Origin of the sequence: Kocuria sp. SL71, from assembly GCF_026672465.1 — a bacterium.
Taxonomy (GTDB): domain Bacteria; phylum Actinomycetota; class Actinomycetes; order Actinomycetales; family Micrococcaceae; genus Kocuria; species Kocuria palustris.
Window position 1 is genome coordinate 1,611,510 of sequence record NZ_JAPPRE010000001.1, and the last position, 23,702, is coordinate 1,635,211.

At 71.5% G+C, this 23,702-nt stretch carries 21 protein-coding genes, 1 tRNA gene and 1 pseudogene; 9 read left to right on the forward strand and 14 right to left on the reverse strand.

Going from position 1 to position 23,702, the window contains the following annotated elements:
- Window positions 1-185: 185 nt before the first annotated feature.
- The gene (locus OVA15_RS07200) at window positions 186-1,367 is read left to right on the forward strand and encodes an S-layer homology domain-containing protein (protein ID WP_268144051.1); all 1,182 of its coding nucleotides are present in this window, start codon (window positions 186-188) and stop codon (window positions 1,365-1,367) included.
- Window positions 1,368-1,473: 106 nt separating this feature from the next.
- On the opposite strand, the gene OVA15_RS07205 is transcribed toward OVA15_RS07200, so the two are convergent.
- From OVA15_RS07205 to OVA15_RS07215, 3 genes are all read right to left on the reverse strand, one after another.
- The gene (locus OVA15_RS07205) at window positions 1,474-2,457 is read right to left on the reverse strand and encodes a ribose-phosphate diphosphokinase (protein ID WP_053447763.1); all 984 of its coding nucleotides are present in this window, start codon (window positions 2,455-2,457) and stop codon (window positions 1,474-1,476) included.
- Complete coding sequence (gene glmU, locus OVA15_RS07210) at window positions 2,454-3,977, reverse strand: bifunctional UDP-N-acetylglucosamine diphosphorylase/glucosamine-1-phosphate N-acetyltransferase GlmU (RefSeq protein WP_206390392.1); 1,524 nt, start codon at window positions 3,975-3,977, stop codon at window positions 2,454-2,456. The genes OVA15_RS07205 and glmU overlap by 4 nt, the downstream gene beginning before the upstream one ends.
- 98 nt (window positions 3,978-4,075) lie before the next feature.
- Window positions 4,076-4,148 (reverse strand) — tRNA-Gln (locus OVA15_RS07215).
- 150 nt (window positions 4,149-4,298) lie between these two features.
- Here OVA15_RS07215 and OVA15_RS07220 point away from each other — a divergent pair.
- From OVA15_RS07220 to OVA15_RS07230, 3 genes are all read left to right on the forward strand, one after another.
- Window positions 4,299-6,131 (forward strand): ABC-F family ATP-binding cassette domain-containing protein, encoded by a 1,833-nt coding sequence (locus OVA15_RS07220; protein WP_268144054.1) that lies wholly within the window; start codon window positions 4,299-4,301, stop codon window positions 6,129-6,131.
- Window positions 6,132-6,159: 28 nt separating this feature from the next.
- Complete coding sequence (locus tag OVA15_RS07225) at window positions 6,160-6,495, forward strand: PaaI family thioesterase (protein WP_024290010.1); 336 nt, start codon at window positions 6,160-6,162, stop codon at window positions 6,493-6,495.
- A gap of 703 nt (window positions 6,496-7,198) precedes the next feature.
- The gene (locus tag OVA15_RS07230) at window positions 7,199-7,945 is read left to right on the forward strand and encodes an aminoglycoside phosphotransferase family protein (protein WP_268145648.1); all 747 of its coding nucleotides are present in this window, start codon (window positions 7,199-7,201) and stop codon (window positions 7,943-7,945) included.
- A gap of 6 nt (window positions 7,946-7,951) precedes the next feature.
- Here the strand turns inward: OVA15_RS07230 and OVA15_RS07235 are convergent, their stop codons facing one another.
- From OVA15_RS07235 to rsmI, 6 genes and pseudogenes are all read right to left on the reverse strand, one after another.
- Window positions 7,952-9,055, reverse strand: a complete 1,104-nt coding sequence (locus OVA15_RS07235) for an acyltransferase family protein (protein ID WP_268144056.1) — start codon at window positions 9,053-9,055, stop codon at window positions 7,952-7,954.
- 191 nt (window positions 9,056-9,246) lie between these two features.
- Window positions 9,247-9,636, reverse strand: a complete 390-nt coding sequence (locus OVA15_RS07240) for a hypothetical protein (RefSeq protein ID WP_268144058.1) — start codon at window positions 9,634-9,636, stop codon at window positions 9,247-9,249.
- Window positions 9,637-9,770: 134 nt separating this feature from the next.
- Window positions 9,771-10,220 (reverse strand): annotated as a pseudogene (locus OVA15_RS13435) (GHMP family kinase ATP-binding protein); the annotation flags it as partial.
- A complete protein-coding gene (rsmA, locus tag OVA15_RS07250; RefSeq protein WP_268144060.1) occupies window positions 10,217-11,209 on the reverse strand; it encodes a 16S rRNA (adenine(1518)-N(6)/adenine(1519)-N(6))-dimethyltransferase RsmA in 993 nt (330 codons plus the stop codon). The pseudogene OVA15_RS13435 and the gene rsmA, both read right to left, overlap by 4 nt.
- Window positions 11,210-11,226: 17 nt before the next feature.
- On the reverse strand, window positions 11,227-12,231 hold the full coding sequence (locus OVA15_RS07255; RefSeq protein ID WP_024290005.1) for a TatD family hydrolase: 1,005 nt from the start codon (window positions 12,229-12,231) through the stop codon (window positions 11,227-11,229).
- 112 nt (window positions 12,232-12,343) lie between these two features.
- Entirely contained in the window at window positions 12,344-13,243 is a 900-nt protein-coding gene (gene rsmI / locus OVA15_RS07260; protein ID WP_268144062.1) for a 16S rRNA (cytidine(1402)-2'-O)-methyltransferase, read from the reverse strand.
- Between the two features lie 47 nt (window positions 13,244-13,290).
- Here rsmI and OVA15_RS07265 point away from each other — a divergent pair, with 47 nt between their 5' ends.
- Window positions 13,291-14,925 carry a dolichyl-phosphate-mannose--protein mannosyltransferase gene (locus OVA15_RS07265; RefSeq protein ID WP_442786731.1) on the forward strand — a complete coding sequence of 545 codons (1,635 nt, stop codon included), beginning with the start codon at window positions 13,291-13,293 and terminating at the stop codon, window positions 14,923-14,925.
- Window positions 14,926-14,997: 72 nt separating this feature from the next.
- Here OVA15_RS07265 and OVA15_RS07270 read toward each other — a convergent pair whose 3' ends face one another.
- From OVA15_RS07270 to OVA15_RS07285, 4 genes are all read right to left on the reverse strand, one after another.
- A complete protein-coding gene (locus OVA15_RS07270; protein WP_268144065.1) occupies window positions 14,998-16,005 on the reverse strand; it encodes a TIGR01906 family membrane protein in 1,008 nt (335 codons plus the stop codon).
- The gene (locus tag OVA15_RS07275; RefSeq protein WP_029643653.1) at window positions 16,002-16,253 is read right to left on the reverse strand and encodes a Trm112 family protein; all 252 of its coding nucleotides are present in this window, start codon (window positions 16,251-16,253) and stop codon (window positions 16,002-16,004) included. The genes OVA15_RS07270 and OVA15_RS07275 overlap by 4 nt, the downstream gene beginning before the upstream one ends.
- Before the next feature lie 225 nt (window positions 16,254-16,478).
- Window positions 16,479-17,300, reverse strand: a complete 822-nt coding sequence (locus OVA15_RS07280) for a DUF3499 family protein (RefSeq protein WP_268144068.1) — start codon at window positions 17,298-17,300, stop codon at window positions 16,479-16,481.
- Window positions 17,301-17,350: 50 nt separating this feature from the next.
- A complete protein-coding gene (locus OVA15_RS07285; protein ID WP_231860997.1) occupies window positions 17,351-17,815 on the reverse strand; it encodes a WhiB family transcriptional regulator in 465 nt (154 codons plus the stop codon).
- 326 nt (window positions 17,816-18,141) lie between these two features.
- Here OVA15_RS07285 and OVA15_RS07290 point away from each other — a divergent pair, with 326 nt between their 5' ends.
- A complete protein-coding gene (locus OVA15_RS07290; RefSeq protein WP_268144070.1) occupies window positions 18,142-18,933 on the forward strand; it encodes a TIGR03089 family protein in 792 nt (263 codons plus the stop codon).
- On the opposite strand, the gene OVA15_RS07295 is transcribed toward OVA15_RS07290, so the two are convergent.
- Entirely contained in the window at window positions 18,920-19,552 is a 633-nt protein-coding gene (locus tag OVA15_RS07295) for a GtrA family protein (RefSeq protein ID WP_006213398.1), read from the reverse strand. The genes OVA15_RS07290 and OVA15_RS07295 overlap by 14 nt on opposite strands.
- Window positions 19,553-19,690: 138 nt before the next feature.
- Between OVA15_RS07295 and OVA15_RS07300 the strand changes: the two genes are divergently transcribed.
- From OVA15_RS07300 to OVA15_RS07310, 3 genes are all read left to right on the forward strand, one after another.
- Complete coding sequence (locus OVA15_RS07300) at window positions 19,691-20,917, forward strand: 5-(carboxyamino)imidazole ribonucleotide synthase (protein ID WP_268144074.1); 1,227 nt, start codon at window positions 19,691-19,693, stop codon at window positions 20,915-20,917.
- Window positions 20,918-21,127: 210 nt separating this feature from the next.
- Entirely contained in the window at window positions 21,128-21,613 is a 486-nt protein-coding gene (purE, locus tag OVA15_RS07305; RefSeq protein WP_053448307.1) for a 5-(carboxyamino)imidazole ribonucleotide mutase, read from the forward strand.
- Between the two features lie 246 nt (window positions 21,614-21,859).
- Window positions 21,860-23,650, forward strand: a complete 1,791-nt coding sequence (locus OVA15_RS07310) for an LCP family protein (RefSeq protein WP_268144077.1) — start codon at window positions 21,860-21,862, stop codon at window positions 23,648-23,650.
- The last annotated feature ends 52 nt before the right edge of the window (window positions 23,651-23,702 follow it).

Consider the following 23,702-nt stretch of genomic DNA (forward strand, 5'->3'; position numbering starts at 1 on the left):
GACCCCCTGCCGCAGCCGCTCCCGCCCGGCTCGCAGCCGTCACCCGCGCGACTGCGAGCCCCGACGCTCTGCCCCGAGGCTCTTCCCCGTCACGGACGCAGCACCGCCCGGACGCGCTCCTGCGTCCGGGACCAGATGCAACCGCTCAGACGGCACATTGTCCGTGCCAGCAAGGGAAGTGACCCATGACCCGTTCCGTTCGCCATCGACTCGCCGGCGCAGCGCTGGCCGCCGCGGCCCTCACTGCCCTGCCCGTGATGCTCGGGCCCGCACCCGCCCAGGCCGCCTCCCAGGACATCGTCAGCGTGGCCTCGTCCCAGAAGGACGGCTACCGGCAGCAGATCCTCAGCGAGATCAATGCCTACCGGACGGCTCGCGGCCTCAAGCCCGTGCGCTACTCCTCCACGATCACCGGCATCGCCCAGGACGAGTCCGATCGAGTGGTGCGTGCCGAGTACGTCAGCCACTCCCTGAACTTCGTCTCCGATCCCCGACGCGGCGCCGGCGTGGACGCCATGAACGAGATCACGGCCCTCGAGTACTCGATCAACCCCAAGGCCCTCGTCACCTGGTGGAAGAACTCCCCTGATCACAACAAGGTGCTGCTCTCCCCCAAGATCGATGTGATCGGCATCGGCGTCACGATCGCCGATGGGAACCTTGCTCGCACCGGGCAGCCCTGGCGGATCGTCTCGGTCGTCGACGGCTACGGCTATGCCTCGGGCTACGGCCCCTCCGACGCCCGCTCGTCGGTCACCTCATCCACGACGACGGCCAAGCCCACCACCAGCTCCGCCGTGAAGCCCCAGGCGACCCGCAAGACCGTCCCTGCCGGGCCCTTCGCCGATGTGCCGGGCGATTATCCTTTCGCCTCCGAGATCAGCTGGGCCAAGTCGAAGGGCCTGCTCACCGGCTGGTCGGACGGCACCTTCCGCCCGACCCAGAACATCGACCGCAACGCGATGGCCGCCGTGGCCTACCGCATGGCCGGCTCGCCCGCCTACACTCCGCCCAAGGTCTCCCCCTATAAGGATGTGTCCCCGTCCTCGGCCTTCTACAAGGAGATCACCTGGGCCCGCTCCCAGGGCCTGCTCACCGGCTGGTCCGACGGCACCTTCCGCCCGCTGAACGACATCGACCGCAACGCCACCGCCGCGCTGCTCTACCGCATGTCGGGATCGCCGGCCTACACCGCACCGAAGACCTCCTCGTTCAAGGACGTGCGCCCCGGCTCGGCCTTCTACAAGGAGATCCACTGGATGAACGCCCAGGGCATCACGACCGGCTGGAACGACGGCACCTTCCGACCCCTGGACCAGACCCACCGCGACGCCATGGCCGCCTTCCTGCAGCGCTACTCGTCCTGACCCGCCTTCCGGGTCCGGCACAGCACGACGCCCTCGCTTCCGTGCGGAAGCGAGGGCGTCGTCGTCTGTCCGCCGCGGCGATCTCAGGATCGGCGGCAGCCGGGTGTCAGGAGCGGCCGTTGAACAGGCTGGTGACCGAGCCGTCCTCGAAGACCTCCTGGATGGCCCGCGCCAGCAGAGGGGCGATCGAGAGGACCTCGAGGCCCTCGAAGCGGTGCTCCGGCGGGACGGGCAGGGTGTCGGTGACCACGATCTTGCGGGCGCCGCAGCTCTTCAGGCGCTCGACCGCCGGGTCCGAGAACACCGCGTGGGTCGCGGCGATGATGACGTCCTTGGCCCCTGCGGCTTTCAGGACCTTCACCGCGCCGGCGATCGTGCCGGCGGTGTCGATCATGTCGTCGATCAGCACGCAGGTCCGTCCGGCGACCTGGCCGACGACCTCCTTGGAGACCGCCTGGTTGGGGACGGTGATGTCGCGGGTCTTGTGCACGAAGGCCAGCGGCGAGCCGCCCAGGCGCTCGGCCCACTGCTCGGCGACGCGCACGCGCCCGGTGTCCGGGGAGACCACGGTGACGTTGTCGACATCGTCGACCAGAGTGCGCACATGATCGGCCAGGATCGGGGTGGCCATGAGGTGGTCGACGGGGCCGTCGAAGAAGCCCTGGATCTGGGCGGTGTGCAGGTCCACGGACATCAGGCGGTCGGCGCCCGCCGTCTTGTACAGATCCGAGATCAGGCGAGCGGAGATGGGCTCGCGGCCCTGGTGCTTCTTGTCCTGGCGCGCGTACGGGTAGAACGGCGAGACCACGGTGATCGAGTTCGCCGAGGCCCGCTTGAGCGAGTCCAGCATGAGCAGCTGCTCCATGATCCAGTGGTTGATCGGCGCCGGGTGGGACTGGATCAGGAAGGCGTCGGCGCCGCGCACGGACTCGCTGAAGCGCACGTAGGTCTCGCCGTTGGCGAAGTCGTAGGCGTCGGTCGGCACGAGCTCCGTGCCGAGCTCGCGCGCGACGTCCTCAGCCAGCGGGAGGTGCGCCCGGCCCGAGAGCAGGACGAGGCGGCTCGATCCGTTGTTGAGGATCCCGGTCATCGTGACTCGCTTTCTCCGGCCACACGGGCCGACGCGGTGCCGTCCGCGGTCTGCCCCGCGGACGTGCCTTCGGTTGTACCAGACTCAGCTGAACCCGTGCGGGCCCGTGCCGAGGCCTCCGCGGCTGCGGTGCCGGCGCGGTGCTGCTCGACCCAGCCCTCCACGATCACAGCACGGCCCTCGGTCAGCGCCAGGGCCCCTGCCGGGACGTCCTTGCGCACGGTGGTGGACGCACCCGAGTAGGCGCCGTCGCCGACCGTCACGGGGGCCACGTACATGTTGTCCGAGCCCATGCGGACGTGATCGCCGATCGTGGTGCGGTGCTTGTTCACGCCGTCGTAGTTCACGAACACGGAGGCGGCGCCGATGTTGGAGCCGGCGCCGATGGTGGCATCGCCCACATAGGACAGGTGCGGGACCTTGGAGCCCTCGCCGATCGTGGAGTTCTTGGTCTCCACGAACGTGCCGATCTTGCCGTCGGCACCCAGCTCCGTGGCCGGGCGCAGGTAGGCGAACGGGCCCACCGAGGCGCCGGCGCCGATCCGGGAGTCCGAGCCGTGCGTGCGCACGACCTTGGCCCCGCGGCCGACCTGGACGTCGTCCAGGGTGGTGTCCGGACCCACGACTGCGTCCTCGCCGATCGAGGTGACGCCGTGCAGCTGCGTGTTCGGCAGGATCGTGGCGTCCTGCCCGATCGCGACCTCGACGTCGATCCAGGTGCTCGCCGGGTCCACGACGGTCACGCCATTGAGCAGGTGGCGGCGCACCGTGACCTGGTTGAGGTGCCGGCCGAGCTCGGCCAGCGCCGCACGGTCGTTGGCACCCTCCAGCTCCATGTAGTCCTCCATGAGCGCGGCGTCCACGCGGCCGCCGGCCTCGCGGGCGATGCGGGGGACGTCGGTCAGGTACATCTCGCCCTGGGCGTTGTCCGTGGTGACCGCGGCCAGCGAGTCCCGCAGGACGTCGGCGTCGAAGGCGAAGATCCCCGAGTTGATCTCGGCGACCGCGCGCTCGGCCTCGGTCGCGTCCTTGAACTCGCGGATATCGGCGAAGGAGCCGTCGGCATCGCGCAGGATGCGCCCGTACTTGCCGGGCTCGGGGTGCTGGGCGGTGAGCACCGTGACCGCGCTGCCGTTGTCCTGGTGGGTGCGCACCAGATCGGCCAGCGTGTCCGGGGTCAGCAGGGGGACGTCGCCGTAGGTGACCACCACGGTGCCCTCGACCCGGTGCTGGGCGTCCAGGGCCTCGAGCCCGGCCAGCACGGCGGAGCCGGTGCCCGGGACCTCGGACTGATCGGCGATGATCGCCTCCGGGTCGAAGGCCAGGACGTGCTGGGCCACGCGGTCCCGGTCGTGTCGGACCACGACGGCCAGGCGCTGCGGGTCCAGCGAGCGCGCCGCCGCCAAGGAGTGCTCGACCATGGAGCGCCCGCAGATCTCGTGCAGGATCTTTGGAGTCTTGGACTTCATCCGCGTGCCCTTGCCCGCGGCCAGGACGATCACTGCGGCCGGCGGCACCATCGCCCCGGCGGATTCCGTTGTGCTCACGACTGTCGTGCTCCTCTGGGATGGGATGTCGAGGGGGCGGGACGAGTCGGTGGGCTGCCGCGTCCCGTCGGTTCCGCCTCTAGGGTTCGAACCTAGACTCCACGGCTCCAAAGGCCGGGGTGCTGCCAATTACACCAAGGCGGATCGCACCGCGGCGCGGCAGGTGCGGGACCGCTTCTCTCGCGGCTGCCGCGGGCACCGCGCGTGCTGGCCCACACTACCAGTCGGCACTCAGGCTCCTGGTGATGCCGCGGGCCCTCCGGCGTCCGCCGCGGCCGATAGGCTGAGCGGATCATGGCTCATCTACTCGGCGGGGAGAACCTGCACCTGTCCTTTCCCACCCGCACGGTTCTGGAGGGCGTGACGGTCGGCATCGACGCCGGCGACCGCATCGGCATCGTCGGGCGCAACGGCGACGGCAAATCGACCCTCATGAAGGTCCTCGCAGGACGGATCGACCCTGATCAGGGACGCGTGACCTCGCGCTCCGGGACCCGGATCGGGATGCTCGACCAGGCGGACGTCCTGGATCCGTCGCTGACGGTCGGTCAGGCCGTCGTCGGGGATCGTCCCGAGCACGAATGGGCCGGCGATCCCAAGGTGCGCGACGTCATCGGCGGGCTCGTGGCCGATCTGGACTGGGACGCGCCGGTGGGCGAGCTCTCCGGCGGCCAGCGCCGCCGCACCGCCCTGGCCGCGCTGCTGGCCCAGGAGTGGGATGTGCTGTTCCTGGACGAGCCCACCAACCACCTCGACGTCGACGGCATCACCTGGCTGGCCCGGCATCTGAACTCGCGGTGGCCCAAGTCGCAGGGCGGGCTCGTGGTGGTCACCCACGACCGGTGGTTCCTGGACGAGGTCTCCACCGCCACCTGGGAGGTCCACGACCGGATCGTGGATCCCTTCGAGGGCGGCTATGCGGCCTACGTCCTGCAGCGCGTCGAGCGCGACCGACAAGCCGCTGTGACCGAGGCCAAGCGGCAGAACCTCATGAAGAAGGAGCTGGCCTGGCTGCGCCGCGGCGCCCCTGCCCGGACCTCCAAGCCCAAGTTCCGCATCGAGGCGGCCAACGAGCTGATCTCCGATGTCCCGCCGCCGCGCGACACCCTGGAGCTGTCGCGGATGGCCGTCTCGCGGCTGGGCAAGCGCGTGGTCGACATCGAGGATGCCTGGGTCACCTACACCGGGGCCCACGACGACGAGGAGACCGGCCACCGGGAGGCCGGCGAGCACACGGTGCTCAAGGACGTGACGTGGCTGATCGCCCCCGGCGAGCGCACCGGCATCCTGGGCCGCAACGGCGCCGGCAAGTCCACTCTTCTGGGACTCGTCACCGGCGACGTCCAGCCCACCTCCGGAACCGTCACGCGGGGCAAGACCGTGAAGCTGGCCGTGCTGACCCAGCAGCTGCGCGAGCTCGAGGAGGTCGCCGAGGACCGCGTCTCGGATGTGGTCGGGCGCTACCGGACCTCCTACGTGACCGGCGGCAAGGAGATGACGCCCGGGCAGCTGCTCGAGCGGCTGGGCTTCACCAACGAGCACCTGGCCACGCCCGTGAAGGATCTCTCCGGCGGGCAGAAGCGGCGCCTGCAGCTGCTGCTGATCCTGCTCGAGGAGCCCAATGTCCTGGTGCTGGATGAGCCGTCCAACGACCTCGACACGGACATGCTCGCGGCCATGGAGGACTTGCTGGACACCTGGCCGGGCACCCTGCTGGTCGTCTCCCACGACCGCTATCTGCTCGAGCGGGTGACCGATCAGCAGTACGCCGTGCTCGACGGCCGCCTCCGGCATCTGCCCGGCGGCGTGGACGAGTACCTGCGTCTGGCCGACGGCTCCGCGCTGCGGACCTCCGAGTCGAACCCCATGGCCGCCTCCGCGTCCTCGCAGGGCTCCTCCCTGTCCGGGGCCGAGTCCCGCGCCATGCAGAAGGAGGTCGGGTCGATCGAGCGCAAGCTGTCCAAGCTGCGCGAGACGGTGGCTGCCCGCGAGCAGGAGCTGGCCGACCACGACCAGACCGACTTCGAGGGCCTGGGCGAGATCACCGCCCGCATGAACGCCGCCAAGGACGAGATCGACGAGCTCGAGATGCGCTGGCTCGAGCTCTCCGAGCAGCTGGAGGGCTGATGCGGCCCCACCATCGGAAAAGACGCCCATGACCGAGGGAGAGCCCGCCGAGCAGACCGGCGCCGCACAGGCTGTAGGGAAGACCCAGGATCCGGGTTGGTCGTCGATGACCGGGCTGGAGACCCTGCGCTGGCTCAAGGACCACGATTCCGACGCCGTCCCGTCGATCCGCCGGCTGCTCGGGATGAGCTTCGATGAGGTCGAGGCGGGCCGCGTGGTGATGTCCGTGAAGGGCATGCGGCTGCGCGCCGAGGGCACCACGATCCACGTGGGCGGGCGCACCGCGACCGCTGAGGGCCAGGTGCATGACGAGAGCGGACGGCTCATCGCTCACGCCACCACGACCTGCCTGATCATCCGCTGAGCGCTCGCCGACGACTGCGGGCGCCCGCGCGCACCTCGGGTTATCGTCAGGGGGATCCCGCGGCGAGGACGCCGCCGGCCTGCGACCCTGAGGAGAGACGCCGTGGCCCCTGCCCCATCGCCCGGCGGTCTCGCCGAGGAGCTGGCGGCCGTCGAGGTGCTGCGCGGCTCCGGTCTGCGCCGAGCCCTGGACTCCGTGCTGGCCGCCCATGGGCTGGCGCTGGGGCGTCGTCGGCTCTGCGCATCGGACGGGCGGCCGTGGCGGCGGATCGGCCTGCACCACCGCCCGGGCGCCGGGGTCACCGGCGTGTACGCGCTGCGGCTGCGCCACAATCCGCAGGGGGCGCCCACATGGCCCGGCAGGCTGCCGTCGCAGGACCCCGACGAGGTCGTCGTGTGCCTGTCGACCGGGGCCATGCCGGCGCTGCCGAAGTCGGGCTCGGACTCCTCCTGGGGCGACCCCGGCCCCGTCGCGGTGGAGGCCGAAGGCTGCGCCCTGATCGGGTGGCTGTGGCCCGAGGACCCCTGGCTGCCGGGGCTTCGCAGCTCCACATCTCTGCTGGATCCGAGCCTGGGACTGGGCCTGCCGGATCCAGAGGCGCTGTCTCCGGCGCCTCTGTCCTATCGCCCCACCCGGCGCGCCGTGCTGCGCCTGGACGCCGACGGACTCGACGACCCCGCCGCCTGGCTCAAGGTCGTGCGGTCTGCCCGTCAGCACGAGCTCGTGCAGCGCCACCTCAGTCTCTGGCAGGCGGGCGTCCCGGTGCCCCCAGCCCCTGGCGGTCTCCGGCGACGGCGGCGTGCTGCTGGCGCACGTTCCGGGGCACCCCGCCTCGCGGAAGCGACACGACCACCCGGAATCGCCGCTGCAGGCGGAGCATCTGCTCGCCCTGCTGGACCGGCTTCCGTGCTCGGTCATGGACCTGGCCCGGCGTCCGTCGTGGACGGATCGCGCCCTGGACTACGCGCGCTCAGCTGCGGCCTCCCTGCCGGGATCGGCCGAGGAGGTGCTCGCCCACGCGGAGGCGGTGGATGCCGCGCGGTGCGCGTGCGAGGACGCTGACCTGGTCCCGAGCCACGGTGACTTCCACGCCGGCAACGTCATGGTGGGGCCCCGACTGCTGGAGCCGTCCCTGGGGCCGATCACGGGCCTGCTGGATCTCGATTCCGTGGGTCCGGGTCGGCTGGACGATGACCTGGCCTGCTATCTGGCGCACCGCTGCGCGCAGCTGGTCGACCCCCGGGACGACCGCGCTCCCCTCTCCGCGCCGTCGATCGCGCCGGTGCTCGAGGCCTTCGACGGCATCGTGGATCCCGCGTCCCTGCGCGTGCGCGTCAGCGGCGTCCTGCTCTCCCTGGTCTCCTCGGCAGCCCGTCGGGGAGGTCAGGAGGCCGCGGCGCGGCGCCTGCAGCAGTCCCGGCAGGCGCTGCGCGCCGCGCAGGAGGTCTGAGCCGCCTCAGACCGCGTGGCGACCGCGCGAGACCGGCGGATCGGCCGGCTGCGGCAGGCCCCACAGCAGCGGCACCGATCCGGTGACCCGGTGGATGACCAGCGCCACGACGACGGTGAGGACCGTGAGCAGGACCGGACCCGCCCAGAGCATCACCGTGCCCATGGCCTCCGGCCAGGCCACGCGCGTCATCAGGCCGAGCAGCAGCTGCAGGATGATGGCGTGCAGCACGTAGATCGGCAGGCTGCGCGAACCCGCCGCTCGCGCCCAGCCCATGCCGCGGCGCCCGTCGAGCAGGTGCAGCAGCCACATCCCCGCAGGAATCCCCAGCAGCGGCGGCACCGCAGCTGTGAAGTGCTCCAGGACGGGGACGTCGCGGGTGGGCTTCCACAGCAGCAGCGAGACCGCGAAGGCGACGCACCAGGCCAGTCCCTGCCACACGGGGATCTGCGGCACTCGGGTGCGGATGGCGCTGCTGCCCCAGGCCCCCGCCAGGAAGAACAGCCAGTGCTGGGGCACCTCGTTGCTGCCCCAGGAGACCTTGTCGACCAGACCCGGGACGAAGAGCACGTACAGCGCGAGCGCCACCAGTACGACGCCGATCCGCGGTCGCGTCCCCACCACGGCCTGCAGGCCGTAGTAGACCGCCAAGGCGATCAGGAACCAGAGGTAGGAGTCGAAGGTGAGCGTCTCATGGACCCACTCGCCGAGCTTGGCCCCCGGAGTCAGGGTGTCCGAGACCGCTCCGATGAGCAGGTAGGAGACCGCGAAGACGACCGTCCAGACCACGAACAGCCACAGCATGTTCAGCGGACGACGACGCCAGTACTGCCTGCCGTACTTCTCCAGCGAGCGAGTGACGAAGAAGCCTGCCACGACCATGAAGACGGGCATCCGCCACAGCCCGAGCAGGATGTTGACGTCGTTCCACAGGCCGTGGGCCTGCCACCCGTACTCCTGCTGGAGCCCGTAGGCGTGCCACAGCACCACCAGGACGATCGCGGTTCCCTTGACCGTGTCGATCCACCGCTGCCGCGGTGCGGCTGCCGAGGCCTCGCTCTCCGGTCCGCCCCGATGCTCAGTCGCGGCGAGGGAGCTGTCCACTGCCATGCCTCTCCCCTGCTGTTCGACCGCACGCCCCCTGCGCACGGGCATTCAAACCATCCAGCATGATGCCTTTCGACAGCATCTTCCAGGGACTCGGACGAGACGTCCCCTTCAGTAAGGGTGCCTCATGACTTTGCAGGCACACGATCGCGCCCCGGGTCGGCGTTGCGTGTCCATGCGGGAGGCCGGGCGTCTCAGCCGATGGTGCAGGCCACGGCGCACAGGCCGCGCTCGCGCAGCTGTGCCGCCAGCACCCGGCTCGACTCCGCGCCGTCGTCATGACCTGATGTGCGGGCCAGCGCGACGATCGTGGGCCCCGAGCCGGAGATCATCGCTCGAGCGTCCAGCTCCTCGAGCTCGTCGAGGCGCCGCCGCAGCTCGGGCGACATCCGCAGAGCCGGCGCCTGCAGATCATTGGCCAGCGCCTCCCCGCCGACCGCAGACTCGCCCTCAGCCAGGGCGCGCAGCAGCCCGGCGGGCACCTCCAGCTCGGACTCCCGCACCGTCGGTGCAGCGCCCTCGGCGCGCATCCGGTCCAGGGTCGCGAAGACCTCCGGAGTGGACAGCGCGCCGGTATCAGCCACGAGGACGCCGTGCCATCGGACCCGCACAGGCACGGCGCGCAGCTCGGTGCCGCTGCCGGTCCCGACGGCCGCTCCCCCGTCATGGCGAAGGGGACGTCGGCACCCAGGCCGGCACCGATCTCGAGCAGCCGCTCGCGCGCGATCGCATGGCCCGTCTCCCGCGCGATCAGCTCGGCGGCCGCGCTCAGCGCCGCTGCGGCGTCGGCGGAGCCTCCGCCCATCCCGCCGGCCACCGGCACGGCCCTGGCAATCCGCAGCATGAGACCGCTGGGCAGGTCCGGGGCCTCGGCCAGCACCGCCTGGGCGGCCCGGACCGCCAGATTGCGCTCGTCGAGCGGCACGAGAGTCGGGTCGAAGGCGCCGGCGGCCTCCTGCTGGGCCACCAAGGAGCCTGCGACCACCCGCAGCTCGCAGCCCACGGATCCGGCCGGGCGCTGCGGGTCCAGCTCGAGCTGCACGGTCTCGAGTTGATCGACCGCGGCGTACAGGCTGGCCACCGAGTGGTAGCCGTCCTCGCGCAGAGGGCCCACCCGGAAGCAGAGATTGACCTTGCCCGGGGCGACGGCCTGGACCGGTCCGCTCACGATTGCCCGCCGCTCGAGGCGCGCGGTCCCCCGATGATGCCGCGGGAAGCACCGGCCGCGGCGATGCTCGCGAAGCCCAGCACGTCGAGCTTCTCCCCGCGCTCGGACGGGGCGATGCCGGCCTCGACCAGGATCTCCTCGGCCAGCGCCCCGGAGCCTGCCCAGCCGGACAGTGCGGCCCGCAGCGTCTTGCGGCGCTGGGCGAAGGCGGCATCGACCACGGCGAAGACGGCATCGCGCTCGGCATCCTCCCCCTCTCGACCAGACAGACTCAGCGCCTCCGCAGCGCCGATGCGCGCCAGCGGCTCGGCGCGACGGCGGAAGCGCACCAGTCCCGAGCTGATCCGCGGCGTCGGCCAGAAGACCTGGGTGCCGATCACGCCGGCCTTCTGGACCTCCGCATGCCAGGACGCCTTGACCGACGGCACGCCGTAGACCTTGGACCCGGGCCGGGCCGCCAGGCGGTCTGCGACCTCGTCCTGGACCATGACCAGCCCCTGGCGGATCGAGGGGAAGCGCGCCAGCAGGTTCAGCAACACAGGCACGGCGACGTTGTACGGGAGGTTCGCCACGAGCGCCTCAGGCTCCCGGGGCAGCGAGGCGACCTGCAGCGCATCTTCCAGCACGACCTCGAGCCGGTCGGCGGCCTCAGGGCGGAAGCGGGCGACGGTGTGCGGCAGCTGTGCGGCCAGCGGCGGATCGATCTCCACGGCGACCACGTGCTCGACAGCATCCAGCAGCCCCAGGGTCAGCGAGCCGAGACCGGGGCCGACCTCCAGCACCGTGGCCACGGGACCGTCGTCGTGAGCAGCTTCCAGCCGTGCGGCGGCGACGATGCGGCGGATCGTGTTGGGATCGATCACGAAGTTCTGCCCCAGGGTCTTGGTGGGGCGGATGCCGGCGGCCTCGGCCAGCTCCCGGATCTCGGCGGGACCGAGCAGGGGGAGGACAGCGGGTTCCGGGGCATCAGGGCTCTGCACGTCGGACATGCTATCGGCCCACCGCCTCAGTGCTCGCCGTAGACCTCGCGGGAGGTGCGCTCGACCTGCTCGCACAGCTGCTCGAGCGGGGTCTCGAGGTGCTCGGCGATCCAGCGCGCCGTCTGCACCGCCAGGTACGGCGCGTTCGGCCGCCCGCGGTAGGGGTGCGGGGTGAGGAACGGAGCATCGGTCTCGACCATGATCAGCTCGCGCCGCGCCTCCCGCAGCCCGGCTTGGACCCCGTGGGAGTTCTTGAAGGTGACCGTGCCCGCGAAGGACATGTACCAGCCGTTCTCGTTGCAGATCCGCGCCAGCTCGGCATCGCCGGAGAAGCAGTGGAAGACGGTGCGCTCGGGGGCGCCCTCCTCCAGCAGGATCCGCACGACGTCGGCGTGGGCGTCGCGGTCGTGGATCTGCATGGCCAGCCCGTGCTTCTTGGCCAGGCGGATGTGCTCGCGGAACGAGTCCTGCTGCAGCTCGTGGCGGTCCTTGCCGGTGCGGAAGTAGTCCAGCCCGGTCTCTCCGATCGCCCGGGTGCGCTCATGCCCGGCGAGCTCGTCGAGCACCGTCAGGGCGTCGTCGAGCTCGCCCTTCTGCGCGAGCGCGGGGGCGTCATTGGGGTGGATCGCCACGGCGGCCAGGATGCGCTCGTCGGCCTCTGCGGCCTCGACCGCCCAGCGCGAGGACGGGATGTCGCAGCCGACCTGCACGATCCCCCGGATGCCGAGGTCCTGGGCGACATCCAGGGCATCCGGGATCCCGATGTGCACCCTGCCGTCCTGGATGTCGATGTGCGTGTGGTTGTCCACGATCGGCAGCGGCAGCGGCTGGGGAGCCTCCGGGAAGCTCAGGTCGCGCTTGTGCCCGGTCTCGGCGGATTCGCCGCGGCGCCTGGTCCCCGGGCCCGACGGCGCGTCCTCCGGCAGCTGATAGTGCTCGGGGCGGTAGGCCTCAGGGGTCTGACCGGGCACGGTCGCGGGTCGCTGGGCGGGGTCCGGCCACAGCGTCTGGTTCAGGCGGGAGGTTCTCATCCCGCCCAGGCTAGCCCGTCGCCCCGACGCCTATCGGCCCCACAGCGCACCCACCGGTCCGATGGCCCGGTCATCTCCGAGGGCTCCGGGCGGCGAGTGATGGCGGTGCGCGTCAGGACCGAGCGACGAGCACCGCCTCGTAGAGATCCCGCCTCGAGACTCCGTGCGCGGCGGCGATCTGACCGGCGGCGTCCTTGAGCCGGGTCCCGCGTGCGACCTCCTGCTCCACCAGTCCCACCAGATCCGCAGCCTCCTCAGGCTCGGCTGCCGGAGCTCCCTGGACCACCACGACGATCTCCCCGCGCAGACCGTCCTCGCGGATCCGCTCGTGCAGCTCGCCCAGGCTCCCGCGCAGGACCTCCTCGTAGACCTTGGTCAGCTCGCGGGCGATGGCCGCAGGACGCTCCGGGCCGAAGGCCTCGGCCATCGCCTCGATCATCGCCGCGATCCGGTGCGGAGCCTCATAGAAGACCATCGTGCGCTTCTCCCCGGCCAGCTCCGCCAGATGCGCGGAACGGGCCCCGGGCTTGCGCGGCAGGAAGCCCTCGAAGGCGAAGCGGTCACTGGGCAGCCCCGAGACCGCGAGCGCCGTGAGCACGGCCGACGGACCCGGCAGCGACGTGACCGGCAGGTCCTGGGCAGCGGCGGCGGCCGCGACCCGGTAGCCGGGATCGGAGACGGTCGGCATGCCTGCGTCGGAGACCACCACGACCATCGAGCCGCTGCGCACCTCGTCGAGCAGCTGCTGGGAGCTGGACTCCTCGTTGTGCTCGTGATGAGCCACCAGCCGTCCCGTGATCTCGATCCCCAGTCCCGAGGCCAGACGACGGGTGCGGCGCGTGTCCTCCGCAGCGACGACGTCGGCGATGGACAGGGCGGCCTTCAGCCGGTCGGAGGCATCGCCCAGGTTGCCGATCGGGGTGGCAGCCAGGACCAGGAAGCCGCCCTGGGGCAGCCCCGCGATCCGAGCGGAGTCGTGGCGGTCAGCGGGGGCGTTGCGATCGGTGCTCACCGGACCACTGTAGATCCCGGGGCTCACGGGCATTCGCTTCCCCTAGCATGATCTCCGTGTCCCCCTCGCACTCAGCGCCGCCGCCGGCCCGTCCTCCCACGACCTCGATGGCCGTCCTCGACTCGGCCGCCTGGACTCCGCGCCGGTCCGCGCCCACGGAGGCCGAGCTGCGTGAACGGCTGCTGCCGCGCACGCCGCTGAGCCTGTCCCGGCTGTGGCTGCTGCCGCTGCTGAGCATCCTGCTGGGGGCCTTCCTTCGCTTCTGGCACCTGGGACAGCCGCAGGACATCGCCTTCGACGAGACCTACTACGTTAAGGACTCCTGGGCGATCATGCTCTCGGGCTACGAGCGCGAGTGGCCCGACGACGCCGATGCCGGCTTCGCCGCCGGAACCCCTCCCGAGCCGCTGGACGCGCCCTCCTATGCGGTGCATCCGCCGCTGGGCAAGATCCTGATCGGGCTGGGCATGCGTCTCTTCGGCGCCGGCGATGCCTTCGGCTGGCGCTTCTCCTCCGCCGTGGCGGGGACGCTGATGATCGTGCTGGTGGTGATCGCCGCTGCCCTGCTGTTCCGCTCCCCCATCGTCTCGGCCATCGCCGGGCTGGCGCTGTCCGTCGACGGGCTGCACATCGCCCATTCGCGCCTGGCCCTGCTGGACATCTTCCTGGCGCTGTTCGTCCTGCTGGCCTTCGTGCTGCTGCTGCTCGACCGCCAGGACGCCCGAAAGCGCCTGGCCCGACGGATGAGCGCCCGGAGCGTCCGCTGGGGCCCCGGGCTCGGCGTGCGCTGGTGGCGGATCGCCGCCGGCGTCTCCTGCGGGCTCGCCGTGGCCGTGAAGTGGAACGCCCTCTACTTCGTGGCCGCCCTGGGCCTGCTCACGGTGATCTGGGACCTCACGGCACGGCGCGCCGCTGGTGTGCGGCTCTGGCTGCCGTCGGGGCTGCTGCGCGACGGCATCCCGGCCTTCCTGTCCATGATCCCCGTGGCGCTGGCGGTGTACCTGGCCACCTGGACGGGCTGGTTCCGCTCCACCGGCGGCTACCGCAGGCAGTGGGCCGCCGAGCACCCCGACGACGGCCCGCAGTGGCTTCCGGCCCCGCTGCGCTCGCTGTGGGAGTACCACGTCTCCGCCTACGACTTCCACCAGGGGCTCTCCTCCGAGCACACCTACATGTCCCAGCCGTGGGACTGGATGTTCCTGGGCCGGCCGACGTCGTACTTCTACGAGTCCCTGGGCCAGGGCCAGTCCGGCTGCGAGGCCGCCAAGTGCTCGCAGCAGATCTTCAACCAGGGCAACCCCGGGATCTGGTGGGCGGGCCTCATTGCTCTCGTCGTGGCCGTCGTGATCGTGGCGGTGCGCCGCGACTGGCGCATGGCGAGCCTGCTGAGCCTGATCGCGGTCGGGTGGCTGCCGTGGCTGATGTACCCGGAGCGCACCAAGTTCTTCTTCTACGCCCTGCCCTACCTGCCGTTCCTGGTCCTCGTCCTGGCCGGACTGGCCGGGCTGCTGCTGCCGGGGCCGCACACACGGCCGTGGCCGGCGCGGATCGGCTGGATCGTGGTGGGCCTGTGGCTGTGCGCGGTGCTGGCTCTGGCCGTGTTCTTCTGGCCCCTGTGGAGCGCCCAGGTCCTGCCCTACGACCACTGGCGGGCCCGCATGTGGTTCGACAATTGGATCTGAGCGGAGGAGGACGGAGCCCCGCAGGTGCGCTGTGCGCTCCTGCGGGGCTCCTCGTCTGCCGGGTCTGCTGGATCAAGCCCGACGACGCCCGGGCTGACCCGAACGGGCCCGCTGCGCCAGGACTGCGGCCAGCACCGAGCCGCACACGGTGATCACGGCGATCGTCCCCGCCGCGTCCATCCAGAACTGCGTGGGGTAGAGCCGGATCAGGGTGTCGGCGTTCGAGAACGTCCAGGTGCCGTCGGAGAAGAACAGGGAGTGGAACCCGGCGAAGAACTGCTGCCAGCCCAGTGCCGCCCCCACCGCCAGAGCGGCGGAGGCGATCACGGTCAGCCAGCCGCCCACGGCCACGGAGGTGAGCAGGCCGTCGCGGTCGCGGCGGCGCAGCAGGCCCAGCACGAGTGCCGCCAGGACGACCACGACCCCCGCCCACAGGCCGATCTGCAGGACCCACTTCACGTCGGTCATGTGGGAGACCTCCTCCGGCGTGAACCATGGCCGCCCGGACGAGGTGCGCACCTCCCCCAGGAACGGCCCCGGGGCCCAGTTGAGGACGTAGTCCATGCCATGGGAGCCCAGGATCATGCGGTCCTCGGCCTGGAACCCGTAGGGATCCTCGGGGAAGCCCGGGCGGTGGTACTCGATCCACAGGAACAGCGGCGTGGCCACCAGGCGGATGCTCACCACCAGCAGCGACAGCGGCACCGCCAGTGCCACGAGCACGCGGGTCAGCACCCCCAGTGCGCCCAGTCGCCCGCCCTGCTCCTCCGCTCGACGGGAGCCGCCCGAACGGGCCTCGGGCGCATGCGCCGTGCTGCCGCGGCCCGGAGACTCCGGCTCCGATCGATCATGTGTGCGGGGCTGCTCGGCGGAGTGCGGGGAGACGTTCTGCCGACCAGCACCGCTCCAGGGCTCGACGGGCCCGCTCGTCGAGCCGTCCGCAGCGCGTGAAGCGTCAGGCCACCCGGAGGAGGCCAGCTGCTCGGAACTGCTCTGCGCGGAGACCGCCGGGCCCAGGTGGGCCCACTGCGCTCCGGAGGTCAGCGGCTGCTGGGGGCGAGCCGGACGCGACCGGCTCACCGGGGCCCTCGGTCCGCCATCGCCTGAGCGGGCAGCAGATGCGGGATGCCGTCGGTGATCTCGTAGACGGGGTGGATCCCCTCCAGGTGCGGAAGCTCGCTCATGAGGTGATGCTCGTCGAGGGGCAGCAGCCGACCGCGGGTCAGCGGGCAGCGCAGGATCTCGAGCAGGTCCGGGGAGAGCTCGGAGATCCCTCGCCCGCGGTGGCGGGCGCGCTCGATCGACTCCTGAGCAGCGGAATCCTGCACCCATGGGAGCCGTCCCGTGCTCGGACGGCTGGTGGAGCCGGATGCGGGGAGATCCGACTCGGAGGTCCCGTCAGGGGACGAGCCTCCTGCGGGGCGAGACGACGGATCGGAGCCAGGAGCGCTGGTCATGTGCGGAGGCCTTCGGCTGGAGGGACCATGGTCGAGGCGACCTCATCGAGGGGCGCCGTGGGCCATTGTAGGGGCAGGTCAGGCCCCGAGTCCGGCTCAGGAGCGCCCGCGGCGCAGGTGCGGGCGGCGCATCCCCTCGGGCTGGGGGCGCACTGCTCGGCGTGCGGGCACGTACACCGTGCTGTGGCTGGCGAAGATCTCATCCGTCAGGGAGTCGAAGGCGCCGTCCTCGCCGTGGAGGGAGCCCGCCTCGCCCGGATCGTCGATGCCCTGGACGGGCTCCCGCTCCTGCAGGGGATCGGAGACGGCGCGCAGCCCAGCCGCGCGCCCGCCCGACACGCTCGGGTGCTCGGGAATCGCAGCGACCGGGGCTTCCTCCGGCGCGGAGGACGATGCCTCGCCGCCGTGCTCGACGGACTCCTCGGCCGGCTCCTTGTGCCCCGAGGAGCTCACGGCCCTCAGCCGGGAACGACGCCTGCGGCCCCACCCCTTGGAGGCGGAGCCGAAGGGGTTCCCCGGGGCATCATCCCCGGCGGCGTCCTCGTCATCGGCCTGCGGACTCTGCGTCTGCGATCCGGCGTCCGCGGCAGGCGCGTGGGTCCGTGCGGCACCGGGCAGCGTGCTCAGCCGCGCCAGCGGCGCGGAGTCCGCCACGAGGTCACCGCGCTGAGCCGCGGGCGCCTCCTCGTCCTGGGAGTCGGGGATGCCCTCGAGGCGGACGATCTCCCAGCCGCGCGGAGGGGTCATGCGCTGGGCGTGCGGAACGCACAGGTCATACGCGTGCGGCTCCGCATGCACCGACAGCGGTCCGATGACAGCGGTCGAGTCCGAGTACACGAACGTCAGGGTGGTCCGCGCGGGTCGACGGCAGCTCTGCCGGGAGCAGAGTCGATCCAGCGGTGCTTCTGCGGTGCTCATTCGAGGAAGGCTACCCTCCGGTCGATCCGTCGCCCGGGCATCCGGGCGCGTCAGCGCCCGGCGCGGCGCAGACGACGGCGCTCGCGCTCGGAGAGCCCGCCCCAGATGCCGAACTTCTCGTCGTGGGCCATGGCGTAGTCCAGGCACTCATCGCGCACCGGGCAGGCGGAGCACACGCGCTTGGCGTCGCGGGTCGAGCCGCCCTTCTCCGGGAAGAAGGCCTCGGGGTCGGTCTGAGCGCACAGGGCATCGGTCTGCCAGGTGAGCTCGCCCTCGTCGTCGTCCACGCCGTAGACGCCGGCCACGGCCTGCCAGATGGAGCCGGGGACCTCGGAGGCATCCTGGAAATCCGCGCTCTCCGTATCCGACAGCGCGCTCAGACGCCGCGCGGGCGCCGCGGAGGCGGAATCGCCGTCGACCGGGTCCAGGAACCAGTCCTGCGGCACTGCGCGGGCGCCGCGGCGGCGGCGGGCGGGCTCGGACAGCTCTGCGCGACTTCGTGCGGGCTCTGCCATGTCGGTCCTTCCGGTGCGCGAGGATCCGTGGGGCTCGTGCGGCGTCATGTGCCATCTCATGCGGCGAAGACGCGCGAGCCGTAGGATCGCGGCGAAGACTGTGCGGGGGAAGCAGATCAGCTCCCCTCAGTGGGAGATCACCTGCTCGGAGCCTTAATTACACGTGTGTAAGTGTCCTGCGTCAAGCGGGGATCCCGTGCGCGCAGGCCCCTGACGCCCCGTCGAGCCCCGTTCTGACCTCGAATGATGCCCGCAGCGGCACACTCAGGATCTGCCTTCGCCTCCCCGCCAGACCGCCCTGTCCAAGCCCCGTCGAGAGGATCACCATGGACGATCGCACCGATGCACGTCGACCGGATGCCGAGATCACCGGTCTGCTGACCCGGCTGGCCCAGCGCCCCACTCCGGCCGTGGTCTGGTACGGCTCCGATGGAGGCCGGGTCGAGCTGTCCGGTCGCGTGAGCGAGAACTGGATCGCCAAGACCGCGAACCTCCTGGTGGATGATCTGGGCCTGATGCCCGGCGACCGCGTGGTCCTGGATCCCGCGCTGCACTGGCGCACGCTGGTGCTGGCCGCAGCGGCCTGGCGCACCGGGGCCTGCGTGGTGCTGGAGCCCACGGTCGGCGACGTCCGGCTCAGCGCTCTGCTCGATCGCACCGGCGCGGCAGCCGATGCGCTCCCCTCGCCCGAAGGATCAGCGGCAGCGGCTGTGGCGGAGGCCGAGGATCGTCTGATCCTGGCCTACCCGGCGCTGGCCATGCGACTGCCGGATGACTCGGTGCTCGAGCCCGGGGACATCGACTACTGCGCCGAGATCCGCTCCCACGGCGACCGGTGGTCGGGGGCCAGCCGGCCCGCAGACGCGGATGCCGCCCTCAAGACGAGCGGCGGGTCTCTGAGCTTCGCCGAGCTGCGGGACCAGGCCGAGGCCCGGACCGCCGAGCTGGGCTCCGCCCCAGTGGTGCACGTGGCTGTCGACGGCTGGGATCGCGATGCTCTGGTGGGACTGCTGGCGATCTGGGCCGCTGAGGGCACAGCAGTGCTCAGCGACCGCCCTCGGGATGAGGCGCTGCAGCGGGATCTGGCCGCCGAGCGCGTGGGACTCACCTGGAGCTGAGATCCGATGCCTCGGCCTCCGGGCCCTGCCGGTCATCGCCCATGGCCGGCTCCGGGGCGCCCGGGGTCCCGTGGGCGGTGCTGCCGGTGCGGCGACGAGCCCGGTCCTGCCCCACGACCGGGAGGCTGCCCGTGATCGCGACCATCTCCGAGGCGGTCGAGGGAGCGAAGCCCGGCTCGCTGTCCAGCGGCTTGGCGTAGACCCAGAAGCGGTAGGCCAGGTACCGGAAGACGGTGCCCAGGACGGTGCCGATGATCGTGCCGGAGATGAATGAGGCCGTGCCGCTGGTCAGGCCCAGGACGTAGTAGCTCACGCCGATGCACGAGAGCTCGATGGCCAGGCCGATCACATTGGCGACCAGGAACTGCCAGGCCTCCCGCTTGGTGTCCGCCTGTCGCTTGTCCTTGAAGGTCCAGTAGCGGTTGGCCAGCCAGGAGAACAGGGTGGCCACGACCGTGGCGATCGCCTTCGCCTTGAGGTGGCCGCCGTCCTGGAAGACGGTGGCCATGAGCAGAGCGACGACGCCGGCATTGACCAGGAAGGCGAGCCCGCCGACGGTCCCGAACTTCATCAGCTCCGCGATGAACAGGTGCCAGAGGGCTTTGAAGCGAACGGTCATGGCGTGAGGACTCCGGATTCGAGACGGCCCCGCAGCTGCACGGGTCGCGCGCATCGGAACGGAACGAGGGCCTGCAGAAGTGTACTACTGCGAACCTGCCGGGGAACGGACCCGACCCTCGACTACCCTGGGAATGTGATGAACGACGACAGCAGCCAGAGCCCCGATCCCGCAGCCGACTCCCGGCGCTTCGCCCCCACCGGACCCGTGATCGGCGTGGTCGGCGGAGGCCAGCTCGCCCGCATGATGGGCCCGGCCGCCACGGAGCTGGGCATCGAGCTGCGGGTGCTGGCGGAGTCGCAGGATGCCGGGGCCGTTCCGGCCGCGGCCTCCCATCAGGTGGGCCCAGGAGATGACCTCGAGGCCCTGCGCGCCTTCGCCCAGGGCCTGGACGCGCTGACCTTCGATCACGAGCACGTTCCGAACGCCCACCTGGAGGCGCTGCTGGCCGACGGCGTCGTCGTCGAGCCCCGCCCCCACGCCCTGATCCACGCCCAGGACAAGATCGTGATGCGCCGGGCCGTCGAGCGCCTGGGCCTGCCGAACCCGCGCTGGGCCGAGGTCTCGGACGCCGAGGACCTCGTGGCCTTCGCCGACGGCCGGTGGCCCGTGATCCTCAAGACGCCGCGGGGCGGCTACGACGGCAAGGGCGTGCTGGTGGTCCGCTCGGAGGACGAGGTCCGCACCGGCACGGCCGCCGAATGGTTCGGCCGCGCCGAGTCCCCGCTGCTGGCGGAGGAGGCCGTCGACTTCGCCCGTGAGCTCTCCGCTCAGGTGGCACGGCGCCGCAGCGGCGAGCAGCGCTGCTGGCCGGTGGTCGAGTCGATCCAGGTCGACGGCGTGTGCGACGAGGTCATCAGCCCCGCCCCGAACCTGGCCCCGGACGAGATCGCGACCGCCCAGCGCATCGCCCTTGAGCTGTCGGAGCAGCTGGATGTGACCGGTGTGATGGCTGTCGAGCTGTTCCAGACCCGCGACGGCAGACTGCTCGTCAACGAGCTGGCCATGCGCCCGCACAACTCCGGGCACTGGTCCATGGACGGCGCCGTGACGGGGCAGTTCGAGCAGCACCTGCGCGCCGTGCTGGACCTGCCCCTGGGATCGACCGAGCCCCTGGCTGCCGTCGCCGTGATGAAGAACATCCTGGGCGGCGAGCAGCCGAACCTGTTCGCAGGCCTCACCCAGGCGATGTCCGAGCATCCGCGCGCCAAGATCCACCTCTACGGCAAGTCCGTGAAGCCTGGGCGCAAGGTCGGGCACGTCAATGCTCTGTCCCGGCGCGAGGACCCGGCGGACGGCTCCGTGACCGCCGAGGTCCGCGCCCTGGCCTCGGCGGCAGCGGCTGTGGTGCGCGACGGCCGCTGAGAGCTCCGGGGCACGGCTCTCCGAGACGGCAGCGCCTCCTCAGGGGCGCCGTCCGTCGATCTCCACGTCGCGTCCAGGGTTCGCGAGTACCGTGTGCGCTGATCCGCAACCGGCGCCCCTCGGCGCCGCCCCAGCAGACCAGGGCCCCTCCGCGGGTCCGCGTTCCAGGAGTGTGCAGTGAGCCAAGCGCTTCCCGATGTCGGCGTCATCATGGGATCGGACTCGGACTGGTCCGTCATGGAGGCCGCCGCCCAGGTCCTCGACGAGCTCGGCATCTCCTGCGAGGTCGATGTGGTCTCGGCGCACCGCATGCCCTCCGAGATGCTGGACTACGGCTCCTCGGCGGAGATGCGCGGGCTGCGCGTGATCATCGCCGGCGCCGGAGGCGCAGCCCACCTGCCCGGGATGATCGCCGCGACCACGCCGCTGCCGGTGATCGGCGTGCCCGTGCCGCTGAAGACGCTCGACGGCCTCGACTCGCTGCTGTCCATCGTGCAGATGCCCGCCGGTGTCCCGGTGGCGACCGTCTCGATCGGAGGGGCCCGCAACGCCGGCCTGCTGGCGGCTCGCATCCTGGCCTCCGGCACCGACGACCGCGCCCGCCAGCTGCGCCGCGACCTCAACTCCTTCGCCGCCGACCTCAACGCCTCCGCTCAGGACAAGGGACGCGCGCTGCGTCGCCGTCTGTCCCAGTGACCCCGCCGAGGACCGCTGCTCCGGTCCCGGCCGCTTCCCCACCAGGGGCATCTTCCCCGCCTCCCAGATCCAGCGAGTGACACCGTGACCGGACCTCAGCTTCCCCGCGACCCCCGCCGGCGACGCATCGACGCCTCCCGAGCCCCTCGTCAAGAGCCGGTCTCCGATGGCCGGGCCCGTCCCGAGGACTCCTCCGTCCAGCGCCCTGGCACTGAGACCCCCGGCGCCCGCCGGACGGAGGAGCCGATGGAGACCAGGCGCCCCGCCGGTCGCCACTGGGCCGAGGACGAGTGGACCGACGAGTCACCCGAGCGCGGCCTCCCCGCCGATCAGGGCCCGGCAGAGGATCGACCGCCCCGAGACAGCACGCCCCGAGCCCATGCTCCCGAGCCCCCGGCGCGGCGGGCCTGGACGGAGGGAGACCTCCTGGACCGCGACGCTCTGGAGGAGGGCCCCGAGCACGAGGGGCTTCCCGAGCCGCAGGACCGGGACATCGCCGCCGAGATCTCCTCCGAAGCGGCCCTGAGCAGCCGCGACGGCACAGCGTCCTGGGCTCGGGCCCTGCGGGATCCGTCGTTCGTCTCCTCCGGCCGACGCACCTGGCGCGCCTGGCTGCTGATCCTGGGCACGCTCGTCTTCCCGGGATCGGCGCAGATCGCTGCGGGCAACCGCCGACTGGGCCGCATCGCCCTGCCCATCACCATCATGTGCTGGGCGGTGCTGGTCATCGCGCTGCTCTTGGCGCTGGTGTGGCGCAACCCCCTGGTGTTCCTGCTGACCAACGGCTTCTCGGGCCGGATCATCGCCTTCGCCCTGGTGCTCGCCGCGATCTGGTGGGGCCTGCTCTTCCTGGACACGCTGCGGCTGATCCGACCCGGCCTGCTCGAGACCCGCCCCAGGGTCCTGGCCTGCGCCGGGCTGGCAGCGCTGCTGTTCGTGACCTCCGGCGGGCTGCTCTACTCCGCGCACCTGCTCAACGTCACCCGCGGAACGGTCGGCGAGATCTTCGCCGGCGGCATGCCGTTCAGCCCCGTCGACGGGCGGTACAACATCCTGCTCATGGGCGCCGACGCCGGCGAAGACCGGGTGGGCCTGCGCCCCGACTCCATGACGGTGCTGAGCATCGACGCCGATTCCGGCCAGACCGCCACGATCTCGCTGCCGCGCAACCTGCAGAACGTGCCCTTCCCGGAGGACTCGCCCATGCACGAGATCTACCCGGAGGGCTACAACTGCGGCGACGAGTGCCTGCTCAACGCCGTCTACACGGACGTCATGCAGAACCACCAGGACATCTACGGCGATGACGTCGAGGATCCTGGCGTGGAGGCCATGAAGGATGCGGCCACCGGCGTGCTGGGCATCGAGGTCCAGGGCTACGCCATGATCGACATGCACGGCTTCGAGCAGCTCATCGACGCCCTGGGCGGCATCACGATCGACGTCGGCGGCCAGGTCCCGATGGGCGGCGGCACGAACTCCCGCACGGGCGAGCCCAACGAGGTCCTGGACTACATCGAGCCCGGGGTCCAGAAGCTCGACGGCTATCACGCCCTCTGGTACGCCCGCTCCCGCGAGGGGGCCTCGGACTACGACCGGCAGGCCCGCCAGCGCTGCGTCCAGGCGGCCATGCTGGATCAGCTCAATCCCGCGAACGTCGTCACCCAGTTCGAGGAGCTGGCCGCCGCCGGCACTCAGGTGGTCGAGACGGACATCCCGCAGTCGTCGCTGGGCTCGTTCGTGGACCTGGCGGTGAAGGCCAAGGAGCACGAGTTCGCGACCTATGCGGCCGGCCCGCCCTACTACGACGACCTGTTCCCCACCTACCCGGACTACGACCAGCTCCACGCGGATGTGCAGGAGATGCTGGAGTCCGCACAGGGCGAGGATCCGCAGGCCTCCGGGGCGGTCGGCGGTGCGGGCCCCCTGGGCTCCGCGAGCCTCGTCACGGTGCCCGCCCAGACCACCGACGACGGCCAGGGCTCCTCCGGGGACACGCCCGAGCTCTCGCCCAACGGCACCTGCTCGGTGCCCTGATCCCACCCGCCCGCAGGCCTCACGGGCCCGGTCCGAGCCGCCCGCCGGCACG